Consider the following 22,992-nt stretch of genomic DNA (forward strand, 5'->3'; position numbering starts at 1 on the left):
GATGGCACCGATCGTATCCACCGCCATCACCAGCGGCGGCCGGACCTTTAGACTTAGCCGGCGAATGAACCTGATTTCAGGGGCTGTCATCATCGGCCTGCTGGTTGCCGTGGCGCTGTTGTCGCTTGTGTGGACGCCGCTGCCGCCGGCGAAAATGCAGATCATCCACAAACTGCAGCCGCCGCTTGCCTTCGGCCTGCTCGGCACCGACCAGTTCGGCCGCGACGTGCTGTCGATGCTGATGGCAGGCTGCTGGAATTCACTGTCGATCGCCATTACCGCGGTTATGATCGGCGGGACGCTGGGTTCGATCGCCGGCGTTTCGGCGGCGGCGATCCGCGGTCCGTTCGAAGCGCTGCTGATGCGGATCTGCGACGTCATCTTTGCCCTGCCGCCGATCCTGTCGGCCATGGTGCTCGGCGCCTTTCTCGGGCCGGGACGGTTCACCGCAATCACCGCGATCGCCGTCTTCATGATCCCGGTCTTTGCCCGGGTGACGCTTGCGACCTCGCTACAGGCCTGGAGCCGCGACTATGTGACGGCGGCGCGCGCGATCGGCAATACGCGCCTGACCATTTCGCTGCGCCATGTGCTGCCGAATATCATGAGCCAGATCATCGTCCATGGCGCCATCCAGCTGGGGCTGGCGATCCTGACCGAAGCGGGTCTCAGCTTCCTCGGTCTCGGCATGGCGCCGCCGGCGCCGACCTGGGGCCGTATGCTTGCCGATGCACAAACCTATCTGGCGCTCGCCCCCTGGCTGGCGATCCTGCCCGGTCTTGCCATCGCGCTCACCGTCTTCGGCTTCAACATGCTCGGCGACGGTTTGCGTGATTTGCTCGACCCGCGCGAGGCGAGCCGCTGATGTCCTCCCAAGACGAAAAGCCCGAAAGACCATGCCATGACCGAAACCGACCTTACCATCCGCGAACTCAGGCAGCGCTTCGCCGATAAGAGCCTCTCTCCCCTCGATTATTGGCTCGCCCTGGAAGACCATATCGCCGCTTGGGAGCCTTCGATTTCGGCACTCTACCTCTACGATCCGGAATCGGCGCGCGCGCAGGCGAAAGCTTCGACCGAGCGCTGGTCGAAGGGCGAAATGCTTGGCGCCCTCGACGGCATCCCGGTGACGCTGAAAGAGTTGATCGCCACCAAGGGCCAACCGGTGCCGCTCGGCACGAAGGCGATGGAACTGATACCGGCTGACGCCGATGCGCCGGCCGCCGCCCGGCTGCGGGAAGATGGCGCAGTGATCTTCGCCAAGACCACCTGCCCGGATTACGGCATGCTGTCCTCCGGGCTTTCGAGCTTTCATCCTCTCAGCCGCAATCCCTGGGACACTACACAGAATCCCGGCGGATCGAGCGCCGGGGCCGCAGCGGCCGCAGCGGCCGGCTACGGGCCGCTGCATATCGGCACCGATATCGGCGGCTCAGTGCGCCTTCCCGCCGGCTGGACCGGCATCTTCGGCTTCAAGCCGAGCCATGGGCGCATTCCGGCCGATCCCTATTATGTCGGGCGCTGCGTCGGGCCGATGGCGCGCACGGTCGAGGATGCGGCCTTTTCGATGGCAACGCTGTCGCGGCCGGACTGGCGCGACGGCACCAGCCTGCCGCCGAACGATTTCAACTGGATGGATCTTGACATCGACATGTCGGGCATGACGATCGGGTTGATGCTCGATGCCGGCTGCGGGCTTGCGGTGGAGGACGAGATCAGGGTCTCGGTCGAAGCGGCGGCGAGATGCTTCGAGAAGGCCGGCGCGACCATTGTATCAGTCCAGCCGGTGCTGACACGCGCGATGCTGGATGGGCTCGACAATTTCTGGCGGTCCCGGCTTTGGGGCGATATCGCCGATCTCGACGAAGAACGCCGCGACAGCATCCTGCCCTATATCAGGGATTGGGCGAAGGGCGGCGCCGACATCCGCGGCGTCGATGCGGTCAAGGGGTTCAACCAGACGATCGAAATGCGCAAGAGCTGCGGACGGCTGTTCACCGAGATCGACGCCCTGCTTTCGCCGACCAATCCGATCATCTCCTATCCGGCCGAATGGGCATCGCCGACCAATGATCCGGCCCTGCCCTTCGAGCATATCGCTTTCACGGTGCCGTGGAACATGTCGGAGCAGCCGGCCGCCTCGATCAATTGCGGTTTCTCTCGCTCGGGCATGCCGATCGGCCTGCAGATCGTCGGGCCGCGCTTCGACGACATGCTGGTGCTGAGACTATCGAAAGCCTTCGAGGACTGGACGGGCGGCGTGAGATCCTGGCCGCAGCCGCCGGATATCTGATCAGCTGATCGGCCGGCGATAACCGGTCGGCTGTTCGTAGAGCCAGCCGATGCGTTCGACGGCAGCCTCGAAATTCTCGCGCGCCACCGTCATGCTATGGCCGTTGGCGTGGAGGATGGTTTCCGGATCCTCGAAGAGGGCGACATGGCCCTTCCAGAATACCAGGTCGCCGCGGCGGATGTCGGAGCGGTCGATCGGCTCGCCGAGGCCCGCCGCCTGCATGTCGGTATCGCGCGGTGCGGCTCTGCCTGTCATCAGCATCGCCAGCTGGACGAGACCGGAGCAATCGATGCCGAGGCCGGACCGTCCGCCCCAGAGATAGGGCGTTTCCAGGAAACGGGCTGCGATGCCGACATAATCGGCGCCGTCGAGCGCGCCGATCGGCTGGACATGCTTGGCGAAGATCGCCGTCCCGTCCTCGAGCACGACATAGCGATTGCCGCGCGCTTCCGCCTCGCCGGCGACGTGAACGCGGCTTCCCATCGACAGGATGGCCTGGTGGGGCTTGCGCAGTTCCGGTTCCGGATAGAGGAAGCTGCGCTGCACGGTGACGATATGGGTCGGCGCCGGCCTGCCTTCCACGAGCGCGTCTGCCTCGATATAACCGACATAGCCGTCCGAGGCGGCTTTCACCCAGCACCAGCCGTCGGCGCGATCGAAAACCGTCACCTCTTCGCCGAGGAGCAGCTCGGTATCGATGCCGCGCGCAAGATCCGGTGCGGGCCGCAACGCTGCCACCGGAACGGCGACGCGCGCCGCCGCACCTTCCACGAAGCGCAAAGCCTCTACCTTGCCTTCAAGCCCCGCTTCCGCGAGATCCGGCCTGTAGGCATGCAGGCGGCGGTCGAGCATCGTCATTGGCATTCCTTTCAGAGCGGCAGCCGGCGGCCCTGATCCCGCACGAGATCGCCGAGCTTTTCCAGATAAAGCGCGCCGCCGACGGTGCGCTTGATGATCACGTTGCGCCGGTCGGCATCGTCGCGCACGCGATCGACCAGACCCATCTCGCCCATCGTATCCAAGGCGCGGGTGATGACCGGCTTGGTGACCTCAAGCGTGGCGGCAAGCCCGCGCACCGTGTGCGGCGGCGGCACCAGATAAATATGCAGCAGGATCGCCATTTGGCGCAACGTCAAATCGCGGTCGTCGTGGCGGACCTGATCGAGCGCCACGCCATGCCAGAGCCCCAGCGCCTGCGAGGCGGTCAGTTCGATCGGCACGGCCCCTCCGGAAGATCGTTACGCTAACGTTCCATTTTCCGGCAGTTGCCATACACATGCAAGGGCGGCCGGGAACTGCCGCATGGCAAGGTGAATAAAATTTTAATGATCGGCGGCGAGGCGCAGCGCGTGAACACGCGACGCCTCAGCGCCTTTTGCGCATGGCCTCAGCGCAGGCTCTGACGAATATGGTGAAAGAGTGCGCGGATCGCCTGTGCCTCGCCACCGCCCGGCGAATGCGGCCGTTCGGACTGGGCCCAGCCGTAAATGTCGAAATGCGCCCAGCTCTTCGTCTTGCTGACGAAACGCTTGAGGAAAAGGGCCGCGGTAATTGCCCCCGCCATGCCACCGGCCGGGGCATTGGTGAGGTCGGCGAACTTGGCGCGGATATCCTTTTCGTAGCCGGAATAGAGCGGCAGTCGCCAGATCGGATCATCGGTTTCCAGGCTCGCTTCGGTCAGGTCATGCGCCAGATTGGCGTCATCGGTGAAGAACGGCGGGAGATCCGGACCCAACGCAACGCGGGCTGCACCTGTCAGCGTCGCCATGTCGATCAGCAGCTCGGGCTCTTCCTCATCGGCATAGGCCAGCGCATCGGCAAGGATCAGACGGCCTTCGGCGTCGGTATTGTCGATCTGGACGGTCAGACCCTTGCGGCTCCGGTAGATGTCGCCGGGGCGGAAGGCATTGGACGAGATGGCATTTTCGACCACGGGCACGATGACGCGCAGGTCGACCTTCAGCTTGGCGTCCATGATCATCAGGGCAAGCCCCATCACATTCGCCGCGCCGCCCATATCCTTCTTCATCAAGAGCATGGAGGCCGCAGGCTTGATGTCGAGACCGCCGGTATCGAAGCAGACGCCTTTGCCGACCAGCGTCACCTTGCGATGACCCTTCTTGCCCCAGCGCAGCTCGAGAAGGCGCGGCGCGTCGGCACTGGCGCGGCCGACGGTATGGACCAGCGGAAAGTTCTGCGTGAGCAGGTCGTCGCCCGATATTACCGATACCTCCGCCTTGTAATGTGCGGCCAGGCCACGGAAAACGGCCTCGAGCTGGTTCGGCCCCATGTCGTTCGTCGGCGTATTGATGAGGTCGCGGGCGAGAAAGACGCCGGCAAGCTGGCGCTTGATGTCGGCGCCATCGGCATCGCGGGGGATCATCAGCGTCGCCGCTGGTGATTTTTCGGATTTGTAACGATCGAAACGGTAGCTGCCGAGCCCGAAGCCGAGAGCGAGGCGATTGGCCGTCAGCGGCGCGGTTTCGATGTGCCAGTCGCCGGCCGGCAGCGTGCGGGCGAGCCTGCCGGTGATGTAAGGCTGCTCGGAGGGATTGGTGCCGAGACCGTAAAGCGCGCCGCCGAGATGGCCTTCGGCCGTCGGGATCAACAGCAGCGACCCGCTTTCGGCCTTATAGCCCGCCCTGCGCGCCCAATCGAGCGCGATCGGATCGATCGTGCCGGTTTCGATATGGGCAGGCGTGACGGCAAAGATCGGCAGCGTCGAACCGCCCTTCGTGTTGAATGGGGTCGGTCTTTCGATGAACTGATAGGGGGCCATGATTGTCCTTCGGCGGTCGTAAGGAATCGTTCCTTAACGGTCTGTTAGGGTTAACAGACTATTGCTGGAGCGAAGATTGCGTCAAACCTTTCCCTGTTCCGCTTCGAGGTCAGGCGCCGATTTCGGAATCAGGAACGCGTCATGCCTGCCTCACTCGCCACCACATTCACGAATCGTATCCTGCAGGGTGCGGCGGCATCGCTGCTCGTCCTTGCCCTTGCCGGCTGTTCGACGACCAAGGACCGGATGACCACAGGCTCGGTGCCGAAGCTCACCAAGCCGGTTGAAGAGATGGACGCGACAGAACTGCGCTCGGCGACGGACCGGCTCGGCCAGGCCTATGAAAAAAATCCGCGCGATCCCATCACCGGCGTCAGCTATGCCAATCTGCTGCGGATGAACGGCCGCGACACGCAGGCGCTCGCCGTCATGCAGCAGGTGGCGATCGCCAACCCGGGCGACCGTACCGTGCTGGCCGCCTATGGCAAGGCACAGGCAGCGGCCGGTCAGTTCCAGCAGGCACTCGACACGATCGGCCGCGCCCAGACGCCGGACCGTCCGGACTGGAGACTGATCTCGGCCGAAGGCGCGATCCTCGATCAGATGGGCCGGGCAAGCGATGCCCGGCAGCGCTACCGCGACGCGCTCGACATCCAGCCGAACGAGCCTTCCATTCTGTCCAACCTCGGCATGTCTTACGTGCTGACCGGCGATCTGCGCACGGCCGAAACCTACCTGCGCTCCGCCGCCGGCCAACCCACGGCCGACAGCCGCGTCCGGCAGAACCTTGCCCTCGTCGTCGGCCTGCAGGGACGCTTCCCGGAAGCCGAGCAGATCGCGCGGCGCGAACTTTCGCCGCAGCAGGCCGATGCCAACGTCGCCTATCTCAGAGGGATGCTGTCGCAGCAGAATTCCTGGCAGAAGCTCGCCGCCAAAGACAAGACGCCGGGCGACAGCAATACGAACTGACCGGATCTCCTCCAAGCTTGAGAGCACCCGAAGTCAATCGCGCGACATCCTACCGATCACTCACGCCCGCAAGAATGAGCCGTAGGCCGAGGCCGGCCATGACGGCACCTGCCGTGCGGTCGATCCAGTGCTTGGCGGCAAGATAGAGCCGCCGCGGGTGGCGTGCCGAAAAGGCAAGGGCGACGATCGAATACCAGCCCGCCTCCACGGCGAAGACACCGAGTGGCAGCGCCACAATGAGACTGAACGGAACCGTCCTCGGCAGAAGTGCGGCAAAGATGCTGGCATAGACGATAATGGTCTTCGGGTTGCTGATCTGGGTCAGCAGCGCGGTCACGAAGCTGCGCATGGGCGCGCGATTGCCGTTGGCGGCATCGGAGATCTCGAGCGGCTGACCGGCACTCCTCCAGATATTGACGGCGATATAGACGAGATAGGCGCCGCCAGCGACCTTCAGCAGGACATAGAGCCATTCGAATTGCGACAGCAGCGCCGTCAGGCCGGCAAGCGCCAGGACCGCAAAAACGACGCCGCCGGCGCCCATGCCGAGTGCCGCCGCGAGACCATCCAGCCGTGAGCGCGAGATGGCAATCCTGGAAACGACGACGAAGCTCGGGCCGGGGCTCATCGCACCGACCACCAAGGCTGCCATGATGCTGATGAAAATGCCTGCAGAAGACATCGGAGAACCTCCCTTTGGATTGAATGAGCGCCAGGGGGCCTGCGGTTGCATCCGCGCCTGCGATAGTCTCTCATCCCGTTTACCAGCTATGCCGGCGCCGGTCACGCGCGTTGGCTGACTGCGGATCAGACCAATAGTCCTTGATGCACATCGCCTTCTGCCGAAAGCGGTAGCCTGTTTCCAGCTCAACCGTCAGAACTTGTCTGCCACCTGGATGCCAGCCGGACCGAGAATGACGGCGATCAGCACCGGCAGGAAGAACAGGATCATTGGCACCGTCAGTTTCGGCGGCAGGGCGGCCGCCTTCTTTTCCGCTTCGTTCATGCGCTCATCGCGTCCTTCCTGGGCGAGAACGCGCAGCGCCTGCGCGACCGGCGTGCCGTAGCGATCGGCCTGGATCAGCGCCTGAGTTACCGAGCGTACCAGCTCGATCTGGGTGCGGGTGGCAAGATTTTCGAGCGCCACGCGGCGATCCGGCAGGAAGGAGAGCTCGGCCGTGGTCAGCACCATCTCCTCGGCGAGCGCCGGCGACTGCTCGCCGAGTTCTTCCGACACGCGCCGCATCGCGGCCTCGATCGAGATGCCGGATTCGACGCAGATCAGCATCAGGTCCAGCGCATCCGGCCAAGCGCGCTTGATCGAGTGCTGGCGCTTGCCCATGCGGTTCGAGATATAGATGTTGGGCGCGTAGAAACCGAGATAACCGATGCCGATGACGGCAAAGAGGCGGATGGGCATGCCCCGTCCGGCGAGATTGCCGAGGCCGAAGACCCAGACGGCGGCAAGCGTCGAGAAGAGGAAGGGCAGCAGGAAACGCGCCACGAGGAAGGTATTCAGCGCATTCTCCGAACGGAGACCGGCGGCGCGCAGCTTGTTGACCGTATTCTCGTCGACGAGCGCCTTACGCAGATTGAAACGCTCGACGATCTGGCGGACCGAGCGGTTGTTCTGGCTCCTGAGTGAGGCTTTGCCAGCGCCGGTTTCCATGTTCATGCGGGCGCGTTCGCGGGCGCGGATCTGCTCGCGCTCGGTCGAAACGGCCTTCATGCGCTTGTTGAGATCGCCGCGCTCGAAAAATGGAATGGCGATCGTGTAAAAGGTGGCGAAGACGGCGATCGCGACGAAGAGCGCAATCAGCATGCTCGGATTGGTCAGCGTTGCGGCAAGATCCTGCGACATGGTGCTTCCTTCCGGCTAGATGTCAAAATTGACCATGTTACGCATGACGAAGATACCGATCGACATCCAGATCGCAGAGACGCCCATGATGAAATGGCCACGCGGATCGGTGAAAAGGATCATCATGTAGTTCGGCGAGGTGAGGTAGACGAGAGTCGCGACGATGAAGGGCAGAGCGCCGATGATGACGGCAGACGCCTTGGCTTCCATCGAGAGCGCCGAGACCTTGGCTTTCATCTTCCTGCGCTCACGCAGCACCTTGGAGAGGTTGCCGATCGCTTCCGACAGATTGCCGCCAGCCTGCGACTGGATGGCGATGACGATGGCGAAGAAGTTGACTTCCTGGAGCGGCATGTGGGTCGTCATACGGGCGCAGGCGTCGGGGATGCTGAGTCCCACCTGCTGCGCCTCGATCACCCGCAGGAACTCGCTCTTGACCGGTTCTGTGCCTTCGGTTGCGATGAGACGGATCGCATCGTTGAGCGGCAGCCCCGATTTGATCGAGCGGGTGATGACGTCAAGCGCATTGGGGAGCTCGTTGAGAAACTTGTTCTGGCGGCGCTTGATCAGGAAACCGAGGATCCAGCGCGGCAGGCCGAGACCGGCGACAACGGCGATACCGACCATGACCATCAAGGAAGTACCGACGACCAGGGCCACGAGCAGCAACACGCAGGCGAAGATGGCGCTGAAGAGATAGAATTTCGCCACCGAGATCGACAGGCCGGCCTGCACCAGCCGGGATTTCAGCGACAGGGTTTTCTTGGTCTTTTCGTGCTGGCGCTTTTCCAGATCCTTCAGATTGTCCTGCACCGATTTGCGGCGCTTCGACAGCTCCTGTACCCGATCGCGGGCAGCCTTGACCTTGACCCGGTCGCTTTCGGCCGATTTGACGCGGTTGATACGGCTTGCCGATTTCTTGTCGGCCTCGATCCGGGAAAACATCAGGGTATAGGCGACCGCCGCCGCGGAGACGGCGGCGAGGACGACGATTGCCAGCACTATCGGATCGAACCCGAACATATCTCGCCTATTCCTTCGTTTTCGCTTCCATCGCGTCGAGGGCGGCGGCAAGGCGCTTTTCCTCGTTGAAGTAGCGGGCGCGATCCCAGAAATGCGGCTTACCGACGCCGGTCGACATGTGCCGGCCGATCAGGCGGCCGCCCGCATCCTCGCCTTCGATCTCGTAGCGCATAAGGTCCTGAGTGATGATGACGTCGCCTTCCATGCCGATCACCTCGGTGATCTGGGTGATGCGGCGCGAACCGTCGCGGAGGCGCGCCGCCTGGATGACGACGTCGACCGAGGTGGAGATGATCTCGCGCACCGTCTTTGCCGGCAGGGTGAAGCCGCCCATGGCGATCATCGATTCGATACGGCTCAGGCATTCGCGTGGCGTATTGGCGTGGATGGTGCCCATCGAGCCGTCGTGACCGGTGTTCATCGCCTGCAAGAGGTCGAAAACTTCAGGTCCACGCACTTCGCCGACGATGATACGCTCGGGACGCATGCGCAGGCAGTTCTTGACGAGATCGCGCATGGTGATCTCGCCCTCGCCTTCGATATTTGGCGGGCGCGTTTCGAGACGGACGACATGCGGCTGCTGCAGCTGCAGTTCAGCCGTATCCTCGCATGTGATGACGCGCTCGTCCCTGTCGATATAATTGGTGAGGCAGTTCAGAAGCGTCGTCTTGCCCGAGCCGGTGCCGCCCGAAATGACGACGTTGCAGCGCACGCGCCCGATGATCTGCAGCACGGTCGCGCCTTCCGGCGTGATCGCGCCGAAACGGACGAGCTGATCGAGCGTCAGCTTGTCCTTCTTGAACTTGCGGATGGTGAGCGCCGGTCCGTCGATCGACAGCGGCGGCGCGATGACGTTGACGCGCGAACCGTCAGGCAGGCGTGCGTCGCAGATCGGGCTCGATTCGTCGACGCGGCGGCCGACCTGGCTGACGATGCGCTGGCAGATGGAGAGAAGCTGCGCATTGTCGCGGAAGCGGATTTCCGATTCGATCGTCTTGCCGCCGACTTCGATGAAGGTCTGACCGGCGCCGTTGACCATGATATCGGCGATATCGTCGCGCGCCAGCAACGGCTCCAGCGGGCCGTAGCCGAGCACGTCGTTGCAGATATCCTCGAGCAGCTCTTCCTGCTCGGAGATCGACATCGCGAAATTCTTGATGGTGATGATGTCGTTGACGATGTCGCGGATTTCCTCGCGCGCGCTTTCGCCGTCGAGCTTGGAAAGCTGCGAGAGATCGATCGTATCGATCAGCGCGGAAAAGACCTGCGCCTTGGTGTCGTAATATTCATCGGTGCGGACGGGGCGCTTGCGCTGCGGCGTCTGCATCGGCGGCGGCGTCACCTGCTGGCGAGCGGGCTCGCGCGACGGTTCGACCAGAACGGAGGGTGAAGAGGCCGCGGGGACGGCGGCCGGAGCCGGCGGCGGGGGAGCAATCGCCCCTCCGGCCTTTCCGAAACCTTCGTTTCCGCGTTTTCCAAACATACCGCTCGATCCAATCTGCTCTATCTTTTTGTCTTCACGCAATTCCGGACGCAAAACCGCTGTTGCTGGAATTGCTCTTTGTCTACTTGCGCTTCAGGAGGCCCAGCAGGCCGCCCTTCTTCGCCTTCTTGATCGCGACACGGCCGGTGACGATGTGCGATATCTGCGAAAAGGTTTCCGCCGTCGGCGATTTCGGGTCGACTTCCGAGATCATCCGGCCGCTATTGGCGGCATTGCCGAAAAGATTGATGTCGAAGGGGATGATCGCGATCGGATCGATCTCCAGCGGTTCACAGAAATCCGACGGCGAAATCTCCGGACGTTTCGGCATGCCGACCTGATTGAGGATGAGATGCGGCGGCTTGTCGTTTGGCCGCATCTTGCGTAGCGCATCCAGCATGTTCTTGGCGTTGCGCAGGTTGGCGAGATCAGGAACCGCTGTGATGACCACCTCGTCGACGCTCGACAGCACCGACCGCGTCCATTCCGACCATGCATGCGGCACATCGAGCACGGTAACGGGCGCACTGCGCTGCAGGACATCGAGCACCGGCTGGAAGGCCTGGCCGTCAAAATCGTAGGCGCGGTCGAGCAGCGAGGGTGCAGCAAGCAGGGAAAGATGCTGGGAACACTTCGTCAGCAGGCGATCGAGGAAGACCTCGTCGAGACGATCAGGCGCGAAGACCGCTTCCGCGATGCCCTGCGCCGGATCCTGGTCGAAGTCGATGTTGGCCGTGCCATAGGGCAGATCGAGATCAGCGAGGATCGTCTCGGTGGAGAAGAGATTGGAAATGCCGAAAGCGCAATTATGCGCGATGGTCGAAGCGCCGGTGCCACCCTTCGAACCAATGAAGGCGATGCTGCGGCCGAGCGGCTCGGCTTCCGGATCGACGAAGATCGAGGCCATCGCCGCCAGGATATCAGGCATGGCGACGGGCTGGACCATGTATTCGGAAATGCCGTTGCGGATCAGCTCGCGATAAAGCCCGATATCGTTGTAATAACCGATAATGACGACTTTGGTCGTCGGATCGCAGACGGCAGCGAGCGGCGCGAGTTCGCCGAGCAGGTTTGCGGCATTGGTCTTGCTCTCGAGGATGATGAGGTTCGGGGTCGGGGCGCCGGAAAACATATTGGCGGCAGCGGCAATGCCGCCGCTGGTGATGCGCATGCTGACCTTCGCCACGCGCCGATCATTGGCGCAGCGTTCCATGACCTGCTGCAGGGCCTCGCTCTCACAGAAGGCGTGGACGGAGATACGCGGCAGCGGCCGCATATTTTCCAGATCCGCCATGCGCACCGCCTCATCGGCGATGCGAAGCTCGCTGGGATTCCTGATTTCGTATTCGATCGCGCTCATCGTCCCGTTCCGCCTCAGAAGCCGCTGTTGCTGTCGGCGATATCTTCGATCGTCGACGTCGTCGTCCGGTATTCCTGGATGGCATTGTTGCGCCGCTGCGCATCGATCGGGGTCATGCCGCGGGGCGCCACCAGATCCTCCGGATTGGCGATCTGGGCGGCAAGGTTGTTCTGCGAGGCGCAGCCGAAATTATAGTAATTCTGGTTGGTCAGATCGCTCGAGATGTCCTTCGGCCACTGGCCGCATTGCGTGGTGACCGCAGTGGTGCCGGTAAAACTCAGCCGGATCGGCGCCGCATCGCCTGAACCGGCAGCGGCATAGGAGGTGTTGACGATTTTCGAGCTTGCGATCCCCCTCGAGGCCAGTTCGGCGCGGACCTGGTTGCGCAGCTGGTAGGCCGCCGCCGAATTGGGCGAACCTTGCGGCGACAGCACGTAAACCGGGCCTGAGGCGCGCATGCGGTAGTTTGCGGCAAAACCGCGAATAAGGTCGCGCTGCGCGATGGTCAGGCGGCGATCGGTCGAGGCGACGGGTATATCCACCGTCTGCTCCGCTTCCGTCACGATGATCGGGTGACGGGCGCGGTAATCGTCGGGGATGCCGCCTGTTGTCAGCTGGTCATGGGGGCCGGCGCATCCGGAAAGGATCGCCACCGAAACGCCGGCTGCCGCCAGAAGCGCCTTCGAGAGTCCGAGGCGGGGTGTCGTCGAATTCATATGGGCCATCGCCTGATCTCTGTTTTGTGCCATTGCTGCCGATCGTGCCCCGCTCATTTGTAGATGAACCCGATCGAGCCGTGGAACTGCGCGTCGGCGACGGGTGCCTCGCGGCGGCCATAGACCTTGTTGACACGGTTGAGGAAGAAGGTCGCACCGTCATTCTCAGGGCTGAAATTGTCGTCCGGCCGGTTGAGCTGATTGCGTGCCACCGGACGCACCAGATAGGGCGTTGCGATGATGACGAGCTCGGTTTCCTGACGCTCGAAACCCTTCTGGCGGAAGAGCGTCCCGAGCAGCGGGATCTTCGAGACGCCGGGCGTGCCGCCCATCGTCTGAGAAACATTGTCGCGGATCAGGCCGGCCAGCGCGATCGAGCCGCCCGACGGCAGTTCCACCGAAGTCTCCGCCGAACGGCGCTGGTAGGTGGCGTTGCCGCTGCCGGCCACCGGCTCGGAGACATTGGTCTTAATCTGCAGGCTGATTCGTCCCGAGGACAGCACGACCGGCTTGAAGGCCAGGTTGATACCGTAGTTGAACGGCGTGACGGTGACGTTGCCGTCGCTGTCGGTCGTCGAATAAAGCTGCTGGCCACCGGAATTGAAGGTCGCGGCCTGGCCCGATATCGCCGTCAGCGTCGGCTCGGCGAGCGTCTTGACGACTTTGGCCTGTTCCAGCGCGTTGAGGTAGGTCGAAATGTCGTATTTGCCGATCGAGCTCTTGAAGAGCGCCGCCAGGCCGCCTCCAACCGTCGATGTCGCGACGTCGGCGCTCGGACTGCCGAGTTGGGCGACGGTCATTCCAGAAGAACTGGAAACCAGATTGTCGAAGCCGAGTTGCTTCAGCACCTCGCGGCGAACCTCGGCGATCGTCACCTTGAGGGTGACCTGATCCTCACCCTCGATCTGCAAGAGATTGACGACCTGCGAGGTCTGACGGCCTTCGGCAAAGAGCGCCACCGAGCTGTCGCCGCCGGTGCCGGATGCCGTCTCGGTTCTGGTCGTCGCCTCGCCGCCTTTCAGGAAGACCTGCGCCAGATCGGCTGCCTGCGTGGCATCCTGCGGCGTGCGCACGGTGCCGGTCAGCACGATATTGTCGGAGACGATTTCGACGTTGATGCGGGAGTCGGGAATGAAGCGGCGGAGATTGACTTCGAGACCGGAGACGTCGCGCTCGATCTCGATGTCGAGATTGACGATCTCCTGCCCGCCGGCGCCGAAGACAAAGATATTGGTTTGGCCGACCTTCTTGCCGAACAAGTAGATTCGCCGCGAGGTGCGGGTCACGGCATCGGCCATGGTCGGATCGGATACGAGGATATCGTGCGCATCCTCCGGCAGATCGACGACGACGGCCTTGTTCAGCCCGAGCTTCAGCCGACGATGGGCATCAGGGCCGGTCTGCGAGATGCGGATCAGACTTTCGGAATCGGCACGCGCCTCGCCTGCCCCGAGAACTGGAACGAACGAGGCCGGCACTATACCGGAGACGCCGATTACCAGCGAGAGGCAACCTGTCAGGAGAAGTCCGCCGCGCCGCGTTGAATTGCCCATTTGCACGTCCTTTTACTCCGCCTTCGGTGCTGCGCTGGCATCCGTGACGATGGCGCCTGATTTGATGACCTGAATGATCGCACTGCCGTTGTCGCCGCTCAGGAGATAGTCGGCTGCACTGGTATCCTGCTCCTGCGCATCGGCGACCGAGCGCAGCGCCAGCGACAGCCGGTCCGCCATCTGCTGGGCGACGGCGAGAACCTTCGTCTGGTCGGGCGTGAGCTCGAGCGTCGCGGTCGTGCCTACCACCGATTTCGAACCGTCGTCCTTTTCCTGGATCTGCTGGTCGATGGCGAGAACGCGGACATTGCTCAGCACGGTTTCGGTTATGAGCTTGTCGGCCTCAGCGCCCTTGCGGACCATGATGACGTCGACACGGTCGTTCGGCAGGATGAAACCGCCGGCGCCTGTTGCCACCGATATCTCGGTCGCGACGGCGCGCTTGCCGGCCGGCAACAGTGAGGAGAGGATGCGGCTGTTGGAATCGGCAACCTTTTCCGGCCGGATCGGTTCGCCTTCGAAGATCGGAAGACGCACGACGGCGCCCTGCAGATCCTTGATCGCATCCGGCTTGTCGGCTTCGGTGATGAGGCCCGGGACGACACCGCCTTGCGGCCAGGCCATCCAGTGTATCGACTTTTCATCCAGCCTTGCGCCGACCGGCAGATTGGCGCTCGAGACGAGGATGTTGACGGTCGGTTCCTTCTCGATGACCGACTGGACCTGGGTGACGACACCACCACGGCCTGCCATCTGCATCGCCAAGAGGCCGGCAAGGCCGGCCGCCACCACGGCGACAGCTAGGATTATAAGGCGGGCCGGTTTCATCGATCATTCCTCAGGGCACGATATGTTCGCCCTGCAGAATGCTCAGCAATTGGTATAATTATGGTTAATGGAACGCTTACATTTTAAGTTAACGAGCATTTAAAATGCCGTTATTTCAGGCTTTCCAACGCGGCGAGGAACAGCGGCGACGAAGGAAAGGCCATGAAGCCGCCGATCGCGATCGCGATGCCGTAGGGGATCTTCTTGGCGAGAAGGACCGAATTCGGAACCGGCAGGCCGATGGCCAGGATGGTGTTCGATTGCGCTCTCACCAGCAAGATCAGCAAGGTGATCAGGCCGCCGATGGCGGCGACATCAAGCATCAGGAAGGCGAGGGATTGGTTCAGGCCGAACCAGAGAGCGGTGGCGCTCAACAGTTTGGCGTCGCCGCCGCCCATCACATTGAATGCAAAAAGAGCGAAGCAGACGCAAAAGACGATGGCAGCGGCCGCAAGATGCATGCCGATCGCACCCAAGGCCAGGCCAGAGAGCGGTGCAAGGAGGAAGAAGAAAACAATGAGGATCAGAGATACGCGGTTCGGGATCGTCATGGTGAACAGATCCGAGAACGCGGCCATAGCGAGGCAGAATGGCAGTATCACGAAGACTGCAGTTGCGATCATGCGTATACCCCGATCGTGACTTGATGCGAAAAGGCTCACGGCCGTTCAGCCTGTGAGCCCACTCGATAGATCGGTCAGAGCGAATCCGGCCGTATTATTGGTCGCCGCCCGACGGCCTTTGTCTTAGTTCGACGCGGTAACGCCGGTATTCATCTTGGTGCTGAGATTGTTGAACGTGGTGCTGATGCTGTTGCCCAGGCTCGTTGCGCCGGTGATGAGCGCTACGGAAATGAGAGCGGCGATCAGGCCGTATTCGATTGCGGTCGCGCCGGATTCGTCCTTCAGAAAACGGCTAAAAAGCTTGGTCATGGTAACTCCTAACTCCAGTTGATGTTCAGCACGTCCGCCAACTGTTGCCGTTGATCGGATGACTGCAACCTAGCGAATGGCCGTTTCCATCGGCTTAAGGAAAAGAGTTAACGAGATGCGAATGAGGCAACAGGCCTTTGTAGAGTCAGTATTTTCTTGCACACTTACCTCAATATTTAATGATATTCCTGGAATAACAGGTGCGTTCATCCGGAAATAGCGCAGATTCCACCTCCAACCGAGACGTGTACCACTCTAAACCCGTGCCAAATCGGATCATTGCGCTTCATCTCGGAACAGGATGCCAGGCTTAAGGCTTCGTTCACCATTTTTTTCCATTCTATGCGGATATTGCGCTGTGATCGTGAAAGAGGACCAAATGTCATCGAGCGGCAAAACCATTTTCTTTGCCGGCATGATCGCCGTTTTCGGTGTTTCGGGAGTTTCCGCGGCCGCAGACGATGACATGCTGCGTGTTTATATGGATCACGCGCGCGTATTGAAACTCGACCGCCCCGTCAGCAAGGTCATCGTCGGCAACGCCAAGGTCGCCGATGCGACCGTCGCCGACGCCAAGACCATCGTGCTGACGGGACGCAGCTTCGGCACCACCAATCTGGTCCTTCTCGATGCCGACGGCAATGCGATCCTCGACGAACGCATCCTGGTGTCGATTGACGAAGGCAATACGGTGCGCGTCTATCGGCAGACCGAGCGCTCCGTGCTGTCGTGCACGCCGAATTGCGAGCAGCACGCACAGCAAGCGACCACCGCCGCCGCCTCGCCCTGATCGGTTTACTTCAGTTCTTCGACCATTCGTTAAAATCGTCGTGTCAGGTTGAAACGGAAAATCAACGAACGGCTCCTAGTGTGGCGGACGGAGAATGTCGCTCGGATCCAGGTAATGACGGTAATTGATCAGAAGACGGATAAAGCGCGCGTCTCCGCGCCAATCCGTTTCTCATGGTTTCGCGGTCTCGCCCGTTCGCGCGATGGCGCAGCGGCGATCGAATTCGCCCTGCTCGCCATTCCCTATTTTCTGGTGATTTTCGCAATCCTCGAAACCTTCGTCGCCTTCGCCGCCGAGGAACTCGTGTCCAACGCCGTCGATACGATGAGCCGCCGGATGCGGACCGGGCAGATCACCTACAATCTCGGCCGCACGACCGATATGAACCAGGCGCAATTCCGCCAGGCTTTCTGCGATGAAATCTCGATCCTGATCAGCTGCTCGGCGAGCGAGGTCGCCACGCCGAGCAAGCTGTATCTGGATGTACAGACGTTCAGCACTTTCTCGGCCATTCCGACGACGATCCCCAAGCTTTCCACCGACAGATATGCCGACATCAACCCGGCTGCCTTCAAATACGCGCCAGGTGGCGCCGGCACCATCAACATGGTGCGCGCCTACTACCGCTGGGAAATCATCACGGATCTGGTCAGGCCCTATATCACCACGATACGTCCCTCCGACGGTTCGATGCCCAGCCAATATCTGATCGTCGCGACCGCGGCCTTCCAGAACGAGCAGTATCCATAATGGCGCTGCGCAACCCATTCACCAGACTCGTACTGACGGCGCGGCGACTCATCCGAGACCGCAAAGGTGCCGGAGCGATCGAATTTGCGATCCTCTTTCCCGTACTCGTCATGCTCTATATCGGTGCTTTCGAAATCACGATCGGCCTCAGCGTCAGCAAGCGTGTGACGCGCGCCGCGGGGTCGGTGGCCGACCTCATCACCCAGCAGCAGTCTGTCACCAAGAGCGCGCTCGCGCAGATGCCATCGGTCGCAACCACGATCTTCGTGCCCTACAGCGCGACGACGCTGACGATGAAGATCACCGGGATTACCATCGACGCCGGCGCCAATGCGAAAGTGCTCTGGTCCTGGGCCCAGGACGGGACTGTGCCCTATGCCAAGAACGCCACAGTGAGCAACGTGCCGTCTGACATGAAGACGGCAAACAGCTTCCTGGTCCGCACCGAGGTCAGCATTCCCTATACGATGTTCCTGTTCGCGCCGAACTTCATGCCGGACGGCATGCGCACGATCACCATCAGCCGCAGCTATTACTATCGCCAGCGGCAAGGCGACTCGATCCCCTGCGGCGACTGCTGACCGCCCTTCCCTTCTTCTCTGCGAAGTGTTGAAGCGTCCTTTGCGCGTCTGAAACAGATGCGCGGCGCTGCAATTTGCCAAGCCGGCCCCAGCATTATATGGCTGGATCTCAACCGCCTTCGATATTGCGGCGATCGGCTCTTTCGGGTGTAAAATGGCGCGTGCCTTTCTTTTCGTTCTGGATTCCTTCGGCGTCGGCGGGGCGCCGGATGCGGCGGCCTATGGTGACGAGGGCGCCGATACGCTCGGCCATATCGCCGAGTTCTGCGCCGCCGGAGCCGGAGACCGCGCTGGTTTGCGCGAAGGACCGCTTTCCCTGCCCAATATGTCGGAACTCGGGCTCATGCAGATCGCGCGATCCGCCTCAGGCCGTTTTCCGGCCGGCATGCCTATCCCGGAGAAGGTCTACGGCATTTATGGCGCCGCCACCGAAATCTCCCGCGGCAAGGATACGCCGTCAGGCCATTGGGAGATCGCGGGAACACCTGTCAGTTTCGATTGGGGTTATTTCCCGATGGAGGGCGACGCCTTTCCTGCCGAATTCATCGAGGCGCTGTGCATGGCGGCCGATGTGCCCGGCATTCTCGGTAATTGCCATGCCTCGGGAACGGAGATCATCGCCCGGCTCGGCGAGGACCATATCCGCACCGGCAAGCCGATCTGCTACACGTCCTCGGATTCCGTCTTCCAGGTCGCGGCGCACGAGGAGCATTTCGGCCTCGATCGCCTGCTGGCGTTTTGCCGTTTGGCCCGGGGGCTGCTCGATTCCCACAATATCGGCCGCGTCATCGCCCGACCCTTTATCGGTCAGTCCGCCTCTACCTTCCAGCGTACCGGAAACCGGCGTGACTTCTCCGTGCTGCCGCCCGAGCCGACACTGCTCGACCGGCTGATCGAACACGGCCGGCATGTGCATGCTGTGGGAAAGATCGGTGACATCTTCGCACATCAGGGCATTTCCAGGGTCATCAAGGCAAACGGCAATGAGGCGCTGATGGATGCGTCGCTCGCGGCCATCGACGAGGCTGAGGACGGCGATCTCGTCTTCACCAATTTCGTCGATTTCGACATGATCTACGGCCATCGCCGCGATGTGCCGGGCTATGCCGCGGCACTCGAAGCTTTCGACGCGCGCTTGCCCGAAGTCCATAAGAAACTGAAGCCTGGCGATCTCGTCGTGCTCACCGCCGATCATGGCTGCGATCCGACCTGGCGTGGCACGGACCATACGCGCGAGCGCGTGCCTGTCATCGCCTACGGCCCCGGCATCCGGTCGCGCTCGATCGGCGTGCGCCGCAGCTATGCCGATATTGGCGAGAGTATCGCACGGCATCTGGGCATTCCAACCGGACCGCACGGAAGGAGTTTTCTGTGACATCGCATTTGAAGAAGGTCGAACTGCACTGCCATCTGGAGGGTGCGGCGCCGCCAGCTCTGACCGCGGCGCAGGCACGGAAATACGGCGTCGACATCAGCGCGGAGCTTCGCGACGGGGCCTATGTCTGGCATGATTTCGCAAGCTTCCTCGTATGTTATGACAAGATTTCCGAGGTCTACAGAACCGAAGAGGACTATGCGCTTCTAACCGAGACCTATCTCGACGAACTCGCCGGCATCAATACGATCTACAGCGAACTCATCGTTTCGCCCGACCACGGCAAGCGCATCGGACTGGGGGCCGACGCCTATATGTCAGGTATCTGCGAAGGCATCCGGCGGGCCAGGGAAAAGAGCGGCATCGAGGCTCGGCTGATCGTCACCGGCGAGCGGCATTTCGGCCCGGAGAGCGTGATAGGTGCTGCCGAATATGCTGTTAAGGCCGGCAATCCTCTGATAACAGGCTTCAACCTTGCCGGCGAGGAGCGCATGGGGCGCGTCGCCGACTACGCCCGTGCCTTCGATATCGCCCGGGATGCCGGCCTGGGGCTGACCATCCATGCCGGTGAGGTCTGCGGCGCGTTCAGCGTTACCGACGCGCTCGATGCGGTGCGTCCTTCGCGCATCGGCCATGGCGTGCGCGCCGTTGAGGATATCGATCTGGTGAAGCGGCTTGCCGATCTCGGCACCGTGCTCGAGGTCTGCCCGGGCTCCAATATCGCGCTCGGAGTCTTTCCCGATTTCGCCTCCCATCCGCTGCGCCGGCTGAAGGAAGCAGGCGTCAGGGTGACGATCAGCTCGGACGATCCGCCCTTCTTCCATACCTCGCTGGAGCGGGAATACGAACTTGCCGCCGGAGCCTTCGGCTTCAGCGACGCCGAGATCAACGGCATGACGCAAACGGCGATCGAAGCGGCCTTCGTCGACGAGGAGACACGCAAGGCCCTGCTTGCCCGGATTTAAGGACGAGAGGCTGGGGAAGATTGGCCTCCACTCTTGCAGTCGGGCCGATTTCCGTGAAAGAAACAGTCGATAGAAAGAATGAAAGGCTTCCCCATGGACGGCGTCACGGTCATCGATCACCCGCTGGTGCAGCACAAGCTCACCATCATGCGACGCAAGGAGACATCGACGGGGAGTTTCCGGCGGTTGTTGCGCGAAATCTCGACGCTGCTCTGTTACGAGGTGACCCGCGATCTCGAACTGACGATGGAAACGATCGAAACGCCGCTGCAGACGATGGAGTCGCCGATCCTCGAGGGCAAGAAGCTGGTCTTCGCCTCGATCCTGCGCGCCGGCAACGGACTGCTCGAAGGCATGCTCGATCTCGTGCCTTCCGCCCGCGTTTCGCATATCGGCGTTTACCGCGACCACGAGACGCTGCAGCCGGTCGAATATTACTTCAAGGCGCCGGAGGACGTGGCCGAGCGCCTGATCATCGTCGTCGACCCGATGCTTGCAACCGGCAATTCCTCGATCGCGGCAATCGACAAGCTCAAGGAGCGCGGCGCCCACAATATCCGCTTCCTCTGCCTGCTTGCCGCCCCGGAAGGCATCCGCAACTTCCGCGCCGCCCATCCCGATGTTCCGGTCTTCACCGCATCGATCGACAGTCATCTCAACGAGAAGGGCTACATCGTGCCCGGCCTCGGCGATGCCGGCGACCGCATGTACGGCACCAAATAGTTTCAGCCTTTCTTTACCAAATCGAAAGACTTTACGGCCCGGCTGGTTCATTCCGGGCCTTTTCATTATCGATATTAGCAACTTGTCAGCACTTGAGGCTTAGCAAGCTTGGAGCATGAGGCCCTGCATGAAGCCGGGTTTATACAGGAAGGATTTCTGTTTCATGCTCGTGCGTACCGTCCTTTTCGCCAGCATCGCCGCGGTGCTCGCCACACAAGTGCCTTCCTTCCTCGAAGGCTCCAGCCAGCAGCCTGCTGATGCATTGTCTGCCAATTACCTATCGACCGAGAGCGACAAGCCCGCAACATCCGCGCCGGTCTCCGGCAGCAATGCGATCCGCCTGCAGGCCGATGCGCAGGGCCACTATACCGGCAGCTTCAAGATGAACGGCAAACCGGTGCAGGGCCTGATCGATACCGGTGCGACCTATGTGGCGCTCAACGAGACGCTCGCCCGCCGATTGGGCTTCACCGCCAGCCAGCTCGATTTCCGCTATGGGGTGAACACTGCGAACGGCCAGACGAAAGCCGCGCATGTGACGCTCGACCGGATCGAAATCGGCGGTATTCGTGTGCGCGATGTCGAAGCCTTCGTCCTCAAGGACGATGCGCTGACGACGACGCTGGTCGGCATGAGCTTCCTGCAGAAGCTCGCCTCCTATTCCGTCGCCGACGGTTCGCTCAGCCTCAAGCAGTAAATCGCATCAGATCAGGCCGGCAATCACCGGCGTCAACTCCGGTCTGTCCTCGGTGATGCGGTAGTGCGCGGCAAGTGCTGCAGCTGCCCTCTCCGCCGCGGCTTCGTCGGCGGCATGAACGAGAGCGATCGGTTCGCCGGCGGTCACGCGGGTTCCGAGCGGCAGGAGGTCGGAGAAGCCGACGCGATGATCGATCCGGTCAGCCGGATGGCGTCTACCACCGCCGAGATCGATGACACTGACGCCGATACCACGCGCATCGCAGGCAGCAAGCCAGCCGGACCGGGCGGCCGGGACAGGTTTTTCCACAGGCGCTTTGGCCAGGTACCGGTCGGGGTTTTCGATGAGATCGGCCGGGCCGCCAAGCATGGACACCATGCGCGCGAAGACCTCGGCCGCCTTGCCCGATGACAGGGACTGACGCGCCATCCTCTCGGCTTCATCAGACGAAGCGGCAATGCCGGATTTCACCAGCATTTCGCCGGCGAAGGCAAGAACGACGGTCGCAAGTCGTGTGTCGCTTTTTCGGCCCGCCAGGAAATCCAGGCAGTTGCGCATTTCGACCGCATTGCCGGCACTATCGGCAAGCGGCTGGTTCATATCGGTGATCAGGGCCGAGGTTTTCACGCCTGCGCCATTGGCCACCTCCACCAGCGAATGCGCCAGGATCTCCGCCTGGTCGCGCTCGACCATGAAGGCGCCGTTGCCGACCTTGACGTCGAGCACCAGCGTCTCGAGCCCGGCCGCAAGTTTCTTCGAGAGGATCGAGGCGGTGATGAGGGGAATGGAATCGACGGTGGCAGTCACGTCGCGCACGGCATAGAGCCTGCCGTCGGCCGGCGCCAAGGCGCCGGTCTGGCCTATGATGGCGCATCCCGCCTCCTTCACGACCTTGTGGAACAGGTCCGCATCGGGGGTGATCATATAGCCGGGAATGGATTCGAGCTTATCCAGCGTGCCGCCGGTATGGCCGAGGCCACGCCCGGAGATCATCGGAACAGCCAGGCCGCAGGCGGCGGCGATCGGCGCCAGCATCAGCGAAACATTGTCGCCGACGCCGCCGGTCGAATGTTTGTCGGCGATCGGGCGATCGATATCGGCCCATTGCAGCCTGTCGCCGGAGTCGGCCATCGCCAGCGTCAAAGCCACGGTTTCGGCCCGCGACATGCCCTTGAACCAGACGGCCATGGCGAATGCGCCGACCTGGCCTTCCGACAGTCGGCCGGCGGCGAGCGCCGCGATGAAGGCGCTGATATCGGCGGCGTCGAGTTCGTCGCCATTGCGCTTACGCCGGATGATTTCCTGCGGAATCAT

24 protein-coding genes are annotated in these 22,992 nt (G+C 62.0%); 10 read left to right on the forward strand and 14 right to left on the reverse strand.

Annotation, left to right across the window (positions count from 1 at the left end; translation table 11 throughout):
* Position 1 precedes the first annotated feature (1 nt).
* Entirely contained in the window at positions 2–865 is an 864-nt protein-coding gene (locus FHT75_RS14565) for an ABC transporter permease (RefSeq protein ID WP_063473506.1), read from the forward strand.
* 36 nt (positions 866–901) lie between these two features.
* Positions 902–2,293 carry an amidase gene (locus FHT75_RS14570; RefSeq protein WP_183844878.1) on the forward strand — a complete coding sequence of 464 codons (1,392 nt, stop codon included), beginning with the start codon at positions 902–904 and terminating at the stop codon, positions 2,291–2,293.
* Here the strand turns inward: FHT75_RS14570 and FHT75_RS14575 are convergent, their stop codons facing one another.
* The 3 genes from FHT75_RS14575 to FHT75_RS14585 form a co-directional block, all read right to left on the reverse strand.
* Positions 2,294–3,151, reverse strand: a complete 858-nt coding sequence (locus FHT75_RS14575) for an NlpC/P60 family protein (protein WP_063473508.1) — start codon at positions 3,149–3,151, stop codon at positions 2,294–2,296.
* 11 nt (positions 3,152–3,162) lie between these two features.
* Positions 3,163–3,513, reverse strand: a complete 351-nt coding sequence (locus FHT75_RS14580; protein WP_047617485.1) for a MarR family transcriptional regulator — start codon at positions 3,511–3,513, stop codon at positions 3,163–3,165.
* Between the two features lie 167 nt (positions 3,514–3,680).
* Positions 3,681–5,072, reverse strand: coding sequence for a leucyl aminopeptidase family protein (locus FHT75_RS14585; protein ID WP_063473509.1), 1,392 nt, complete (start codon positions 5,070–5,072; stop codon positions 3,681–3,683).
* Between the two features lie 141 nt (positions 5,073–5,213).
* Between FHT75_RS14585 and FHT75_RS14590 the strand changes: the two genes are divergently transcribed.
* Entirely contained in the window at positions 5,214–6,041 is an 828-nt protein-coding gene (locus tag FHT75_RS14590) for a tetratricopeptide repeat protein (protein ID WP_047617481.1), read from the forward strand.
* A 49-nt stretch (positions 6,042–6,090) separates the two neighbouring features.
* On the opposite strand, the gene FHT75_RS14595 is transcribed toward FHT75_RS14590, so the two are convergent.
* The 10 genes from FHT75_RS14595 to FHT75_RS14640 all read right to left on the reverse strand — a co-directional run bounded on the left by FHT75_RS14595 (position 6,091) and on the right by FHT75_RS14640 (position 15,797).
* The gene (locus FHT75_RS14595) at positions 6,091–6,723 is read right to left on the reverse strand and encodes a LysE family translocator (protein WP_047617479.1); all 633 of its coding nucleotides are present in this window, start codon (positions 6,721–6,723) and stop codon (positions 6,091–6,093) included.
* A gap of 192 nt (positions 6,724–6,915) precedes the next feature.
* Complete coding sequence (locus FHT75_RS14600; protein ID WP_047617477.1) at positions 6,916–7,902, reverse strand: type II secretion system F family protein; 987 nt, start codon at positions 7,900–7,902, stop codon at positions 6,916–6,918.
* A 15-nt stretch (positions 7,903–7,917) separates the two neighbouring features.
* Positions 7,918–8,925, reverse strand: coding sequence for a type II secretion system F family protein (locus FHT75_RS14605; protein WP_063473510.1), 1,008 nt, complete (start codon positions 8,923–8,925; stop codon positions 7,918–7,920).
* A gap of 7 nt (positions 8,926–8,932) precedes the next feature.
* On the reverse strand, positions 8,933–10,408 hold the full coding sequence (locus tag FHT75_RS14610; RefSeq protein WP_028756124.1) for a CpaF family protein: 1,476 nt from the start codon (positions 10,406–10,408) through the stop codon (positions 8,933–8,935).
* An 82-nt stretch (positions 10,409–10,490) separates the two neighbouring features.
* Positions 10,491–11,768, reverse strand: coding sequence for a CpaE family protein (locus FHT75_RS14615; RefSeq protein WP_028756123.1), 1,278 nt, complete (start codon positions 11,766–11,768; stop codon positions 10,491–10,493).
* Between the two features lie 14 nt (positions 11,769–11,782).
* Positions 11,783–12,541: a CpaD family pilus assembly protein gene (locus FHT75_RS14620; protein WP_028757052.1), complete on the reverse strand. Its 759-nt coding sequence runs from the start codon at positions 12,539–12,541 to the stop codon at positions 11,783–11,785.
* Positions 12,538–14,037 (reverse strand): type II and III secretion system protein family protein, encoded by a 1,500-nt coding sequence (locus FHT75_RS14625; protein ID WP_028757051.1) that lies wholly within the window; start codon positions 14,035–14,037, stop codon positions 12,538–12,540. The genes FHT75_RS14620 and FHT75_RS14625 overlap by 4 nt, the downstream gene beginning before the upstream one ends.
* A 12-nt stretch (positions 14,038–14,049) precedes the next feature.
* Complete coding sequence (gene cpaB, locus FHT75_RS14630) at positions 14,050–14,865, reverse strand: Flp pilus assembly protein CpaB (RefSeq protein WP_047617469.1); 816 nt, start codon at positions 14,863–14,865, stop codon at positions 14,050–14,052.
* Positions 14,866–14,975: 110 nt separating this feature from the next.
* Positions 14,976–15,488: a prepilin peptidase gene (locus FHT75_RS14635; protein WP_028757049.1), complete on the reverse strand. Its 513-nt coding sequence runs from the start codon at positions 15,486–15,488 to the stop codon at positions 14,976–14,978.
* 123 nt (positions 15,489–15,611) lie between these two features.
* Complete coding sequence (locus FHT75_RS14640) at positions 15,612–15,797, reverse strand: Flp family type IVb pilin (protein ID WP_047617466.1); 186 nt, start codon at positions 15,795–15,797, stop codon at positions 15,612–15,614.
* 379 nt (positions 15,798–16,176) lie between these two features.
* Between FHT75_RS14640 and FHT75_RS14645 the strand changes: the two genes are divergently transcribed.
* The 7 genes from FHT75_RS14645 (at position 16,177) to FHT75_RS14675 (ending at position 21,678) form a co-directional block, all read left to right on the forward strand.
* A complete protein-coding gene (locus tag FHT75_RS14645; RefSeq protein WP_028756117.1) occupies positions 16,177–16,587 on the forward strand; it encodes a pilus assembly protein N-terminal domain-containing protein in 411 nt (136 codons plus the stop codon).
* A gap of 114 nt (positions 16,588–16,701) precedes the next feature.
* A complete protein-coding gene (locus tag FHT75_RS14650; protein WP_028757047.1) occupies positions 16,702–17,337 on the forward strand; it encodes a TadE/TadG family type IV pilus assembly protein in 636 nt (211 codons plus the stop codon).
* On the forward strand, positions 17,337–17,918 hold the full coding sequence (locus FHT75_RS14655; RefSeq protein ID WP_028757046.1) for a TadE/TadG family type IV pilus assembly protein: 582 nt from the start codon (positions 17,337–17,339) through the stop codon (positions 17,916–17,918). The genes FHT75_RS14650 and FHT75_RS14655 overlap by 1 nt, the downstream gene beginning before the upstream one ends.
* 154 nt (positions 17,919–18,072) lie before the next feature.
* The gene (locus FHT75_RS14660; RefSeq protein ID WP_028757045.1) at positions 18,073–19,293 is read left to right on the forward strand and encodes a phosphopentomutase; all 1,221 of its coding nucleotides are present in this window, start codon (positions 18,073–18,075) and stop codon (positions 19,291–19,293) included.
* Positions 19,290–20,258 (forward strand): adenosine deaminase, encoded by a 969-nt coding sequence (locus FHT75_RS14665; protein WP_028757044.1) that lies wholly within the window; start codon positions 19,290–19,292, stop codon positions 20,256–20,258. Before FHT75_RS14660 ends, FHT75_RS14665 begins: the two co-directional genes overlap by 4 nt.
* Before the next feature lie 93 nt (positions 20,259–20,351).
* The gene (upp, locus tag FHT75_RS14670; RefSeq protein ID WP_012759721.1) at positions 20,352–20,981 is read left to right on the forward strand and encodes a uracil phosphoribosyltransferase; all 630 of its coding nucleotides are present in this window, start codon (positions 20,352–20,354) and stop codon (positions 20,979–20,981) included.
* A 127-nt stretch (positions 20,982–21,108) separates the two neighbouring features.
* On the forward strand, positions 21,109–21,678 hold the full coding sequence (locus FHT75_RS14675) for a TIGR02281 family clan AA aspartic protease (RefSeq protein WP_028756112.1): 570 nt from the start codon (positions 21,109–21,111) through the stop codon (positions 21,676–21,678).
* Positions 21,679–21,684: 6 nt separating this feature from the next.
* Here FHT75_RS14675 and deoA read toward each other — a convergent pair whose 3' ends face one another.
* Positions 21,685–22,992, reverse strand: coding sequence for a thymidine phosphorylase (gene deoA / locus FHT75_RS14680; protein WP_028757043.1), 1,308 nt, complete (start codon positions 22,990–22,992; stop codon positions 21,685–21,687).

It is taken from the genome of Rhizobium sp. BK112, assembly GCF_014193215.1.
In the GTDB taxonomy this organism is placed as follows: Bacteria; Pseudomonadota; Alphaproteobacteria; order Rhizobiales; family Rhizobiaceae; genus Rhizobium; species Rhizobium anhuiense.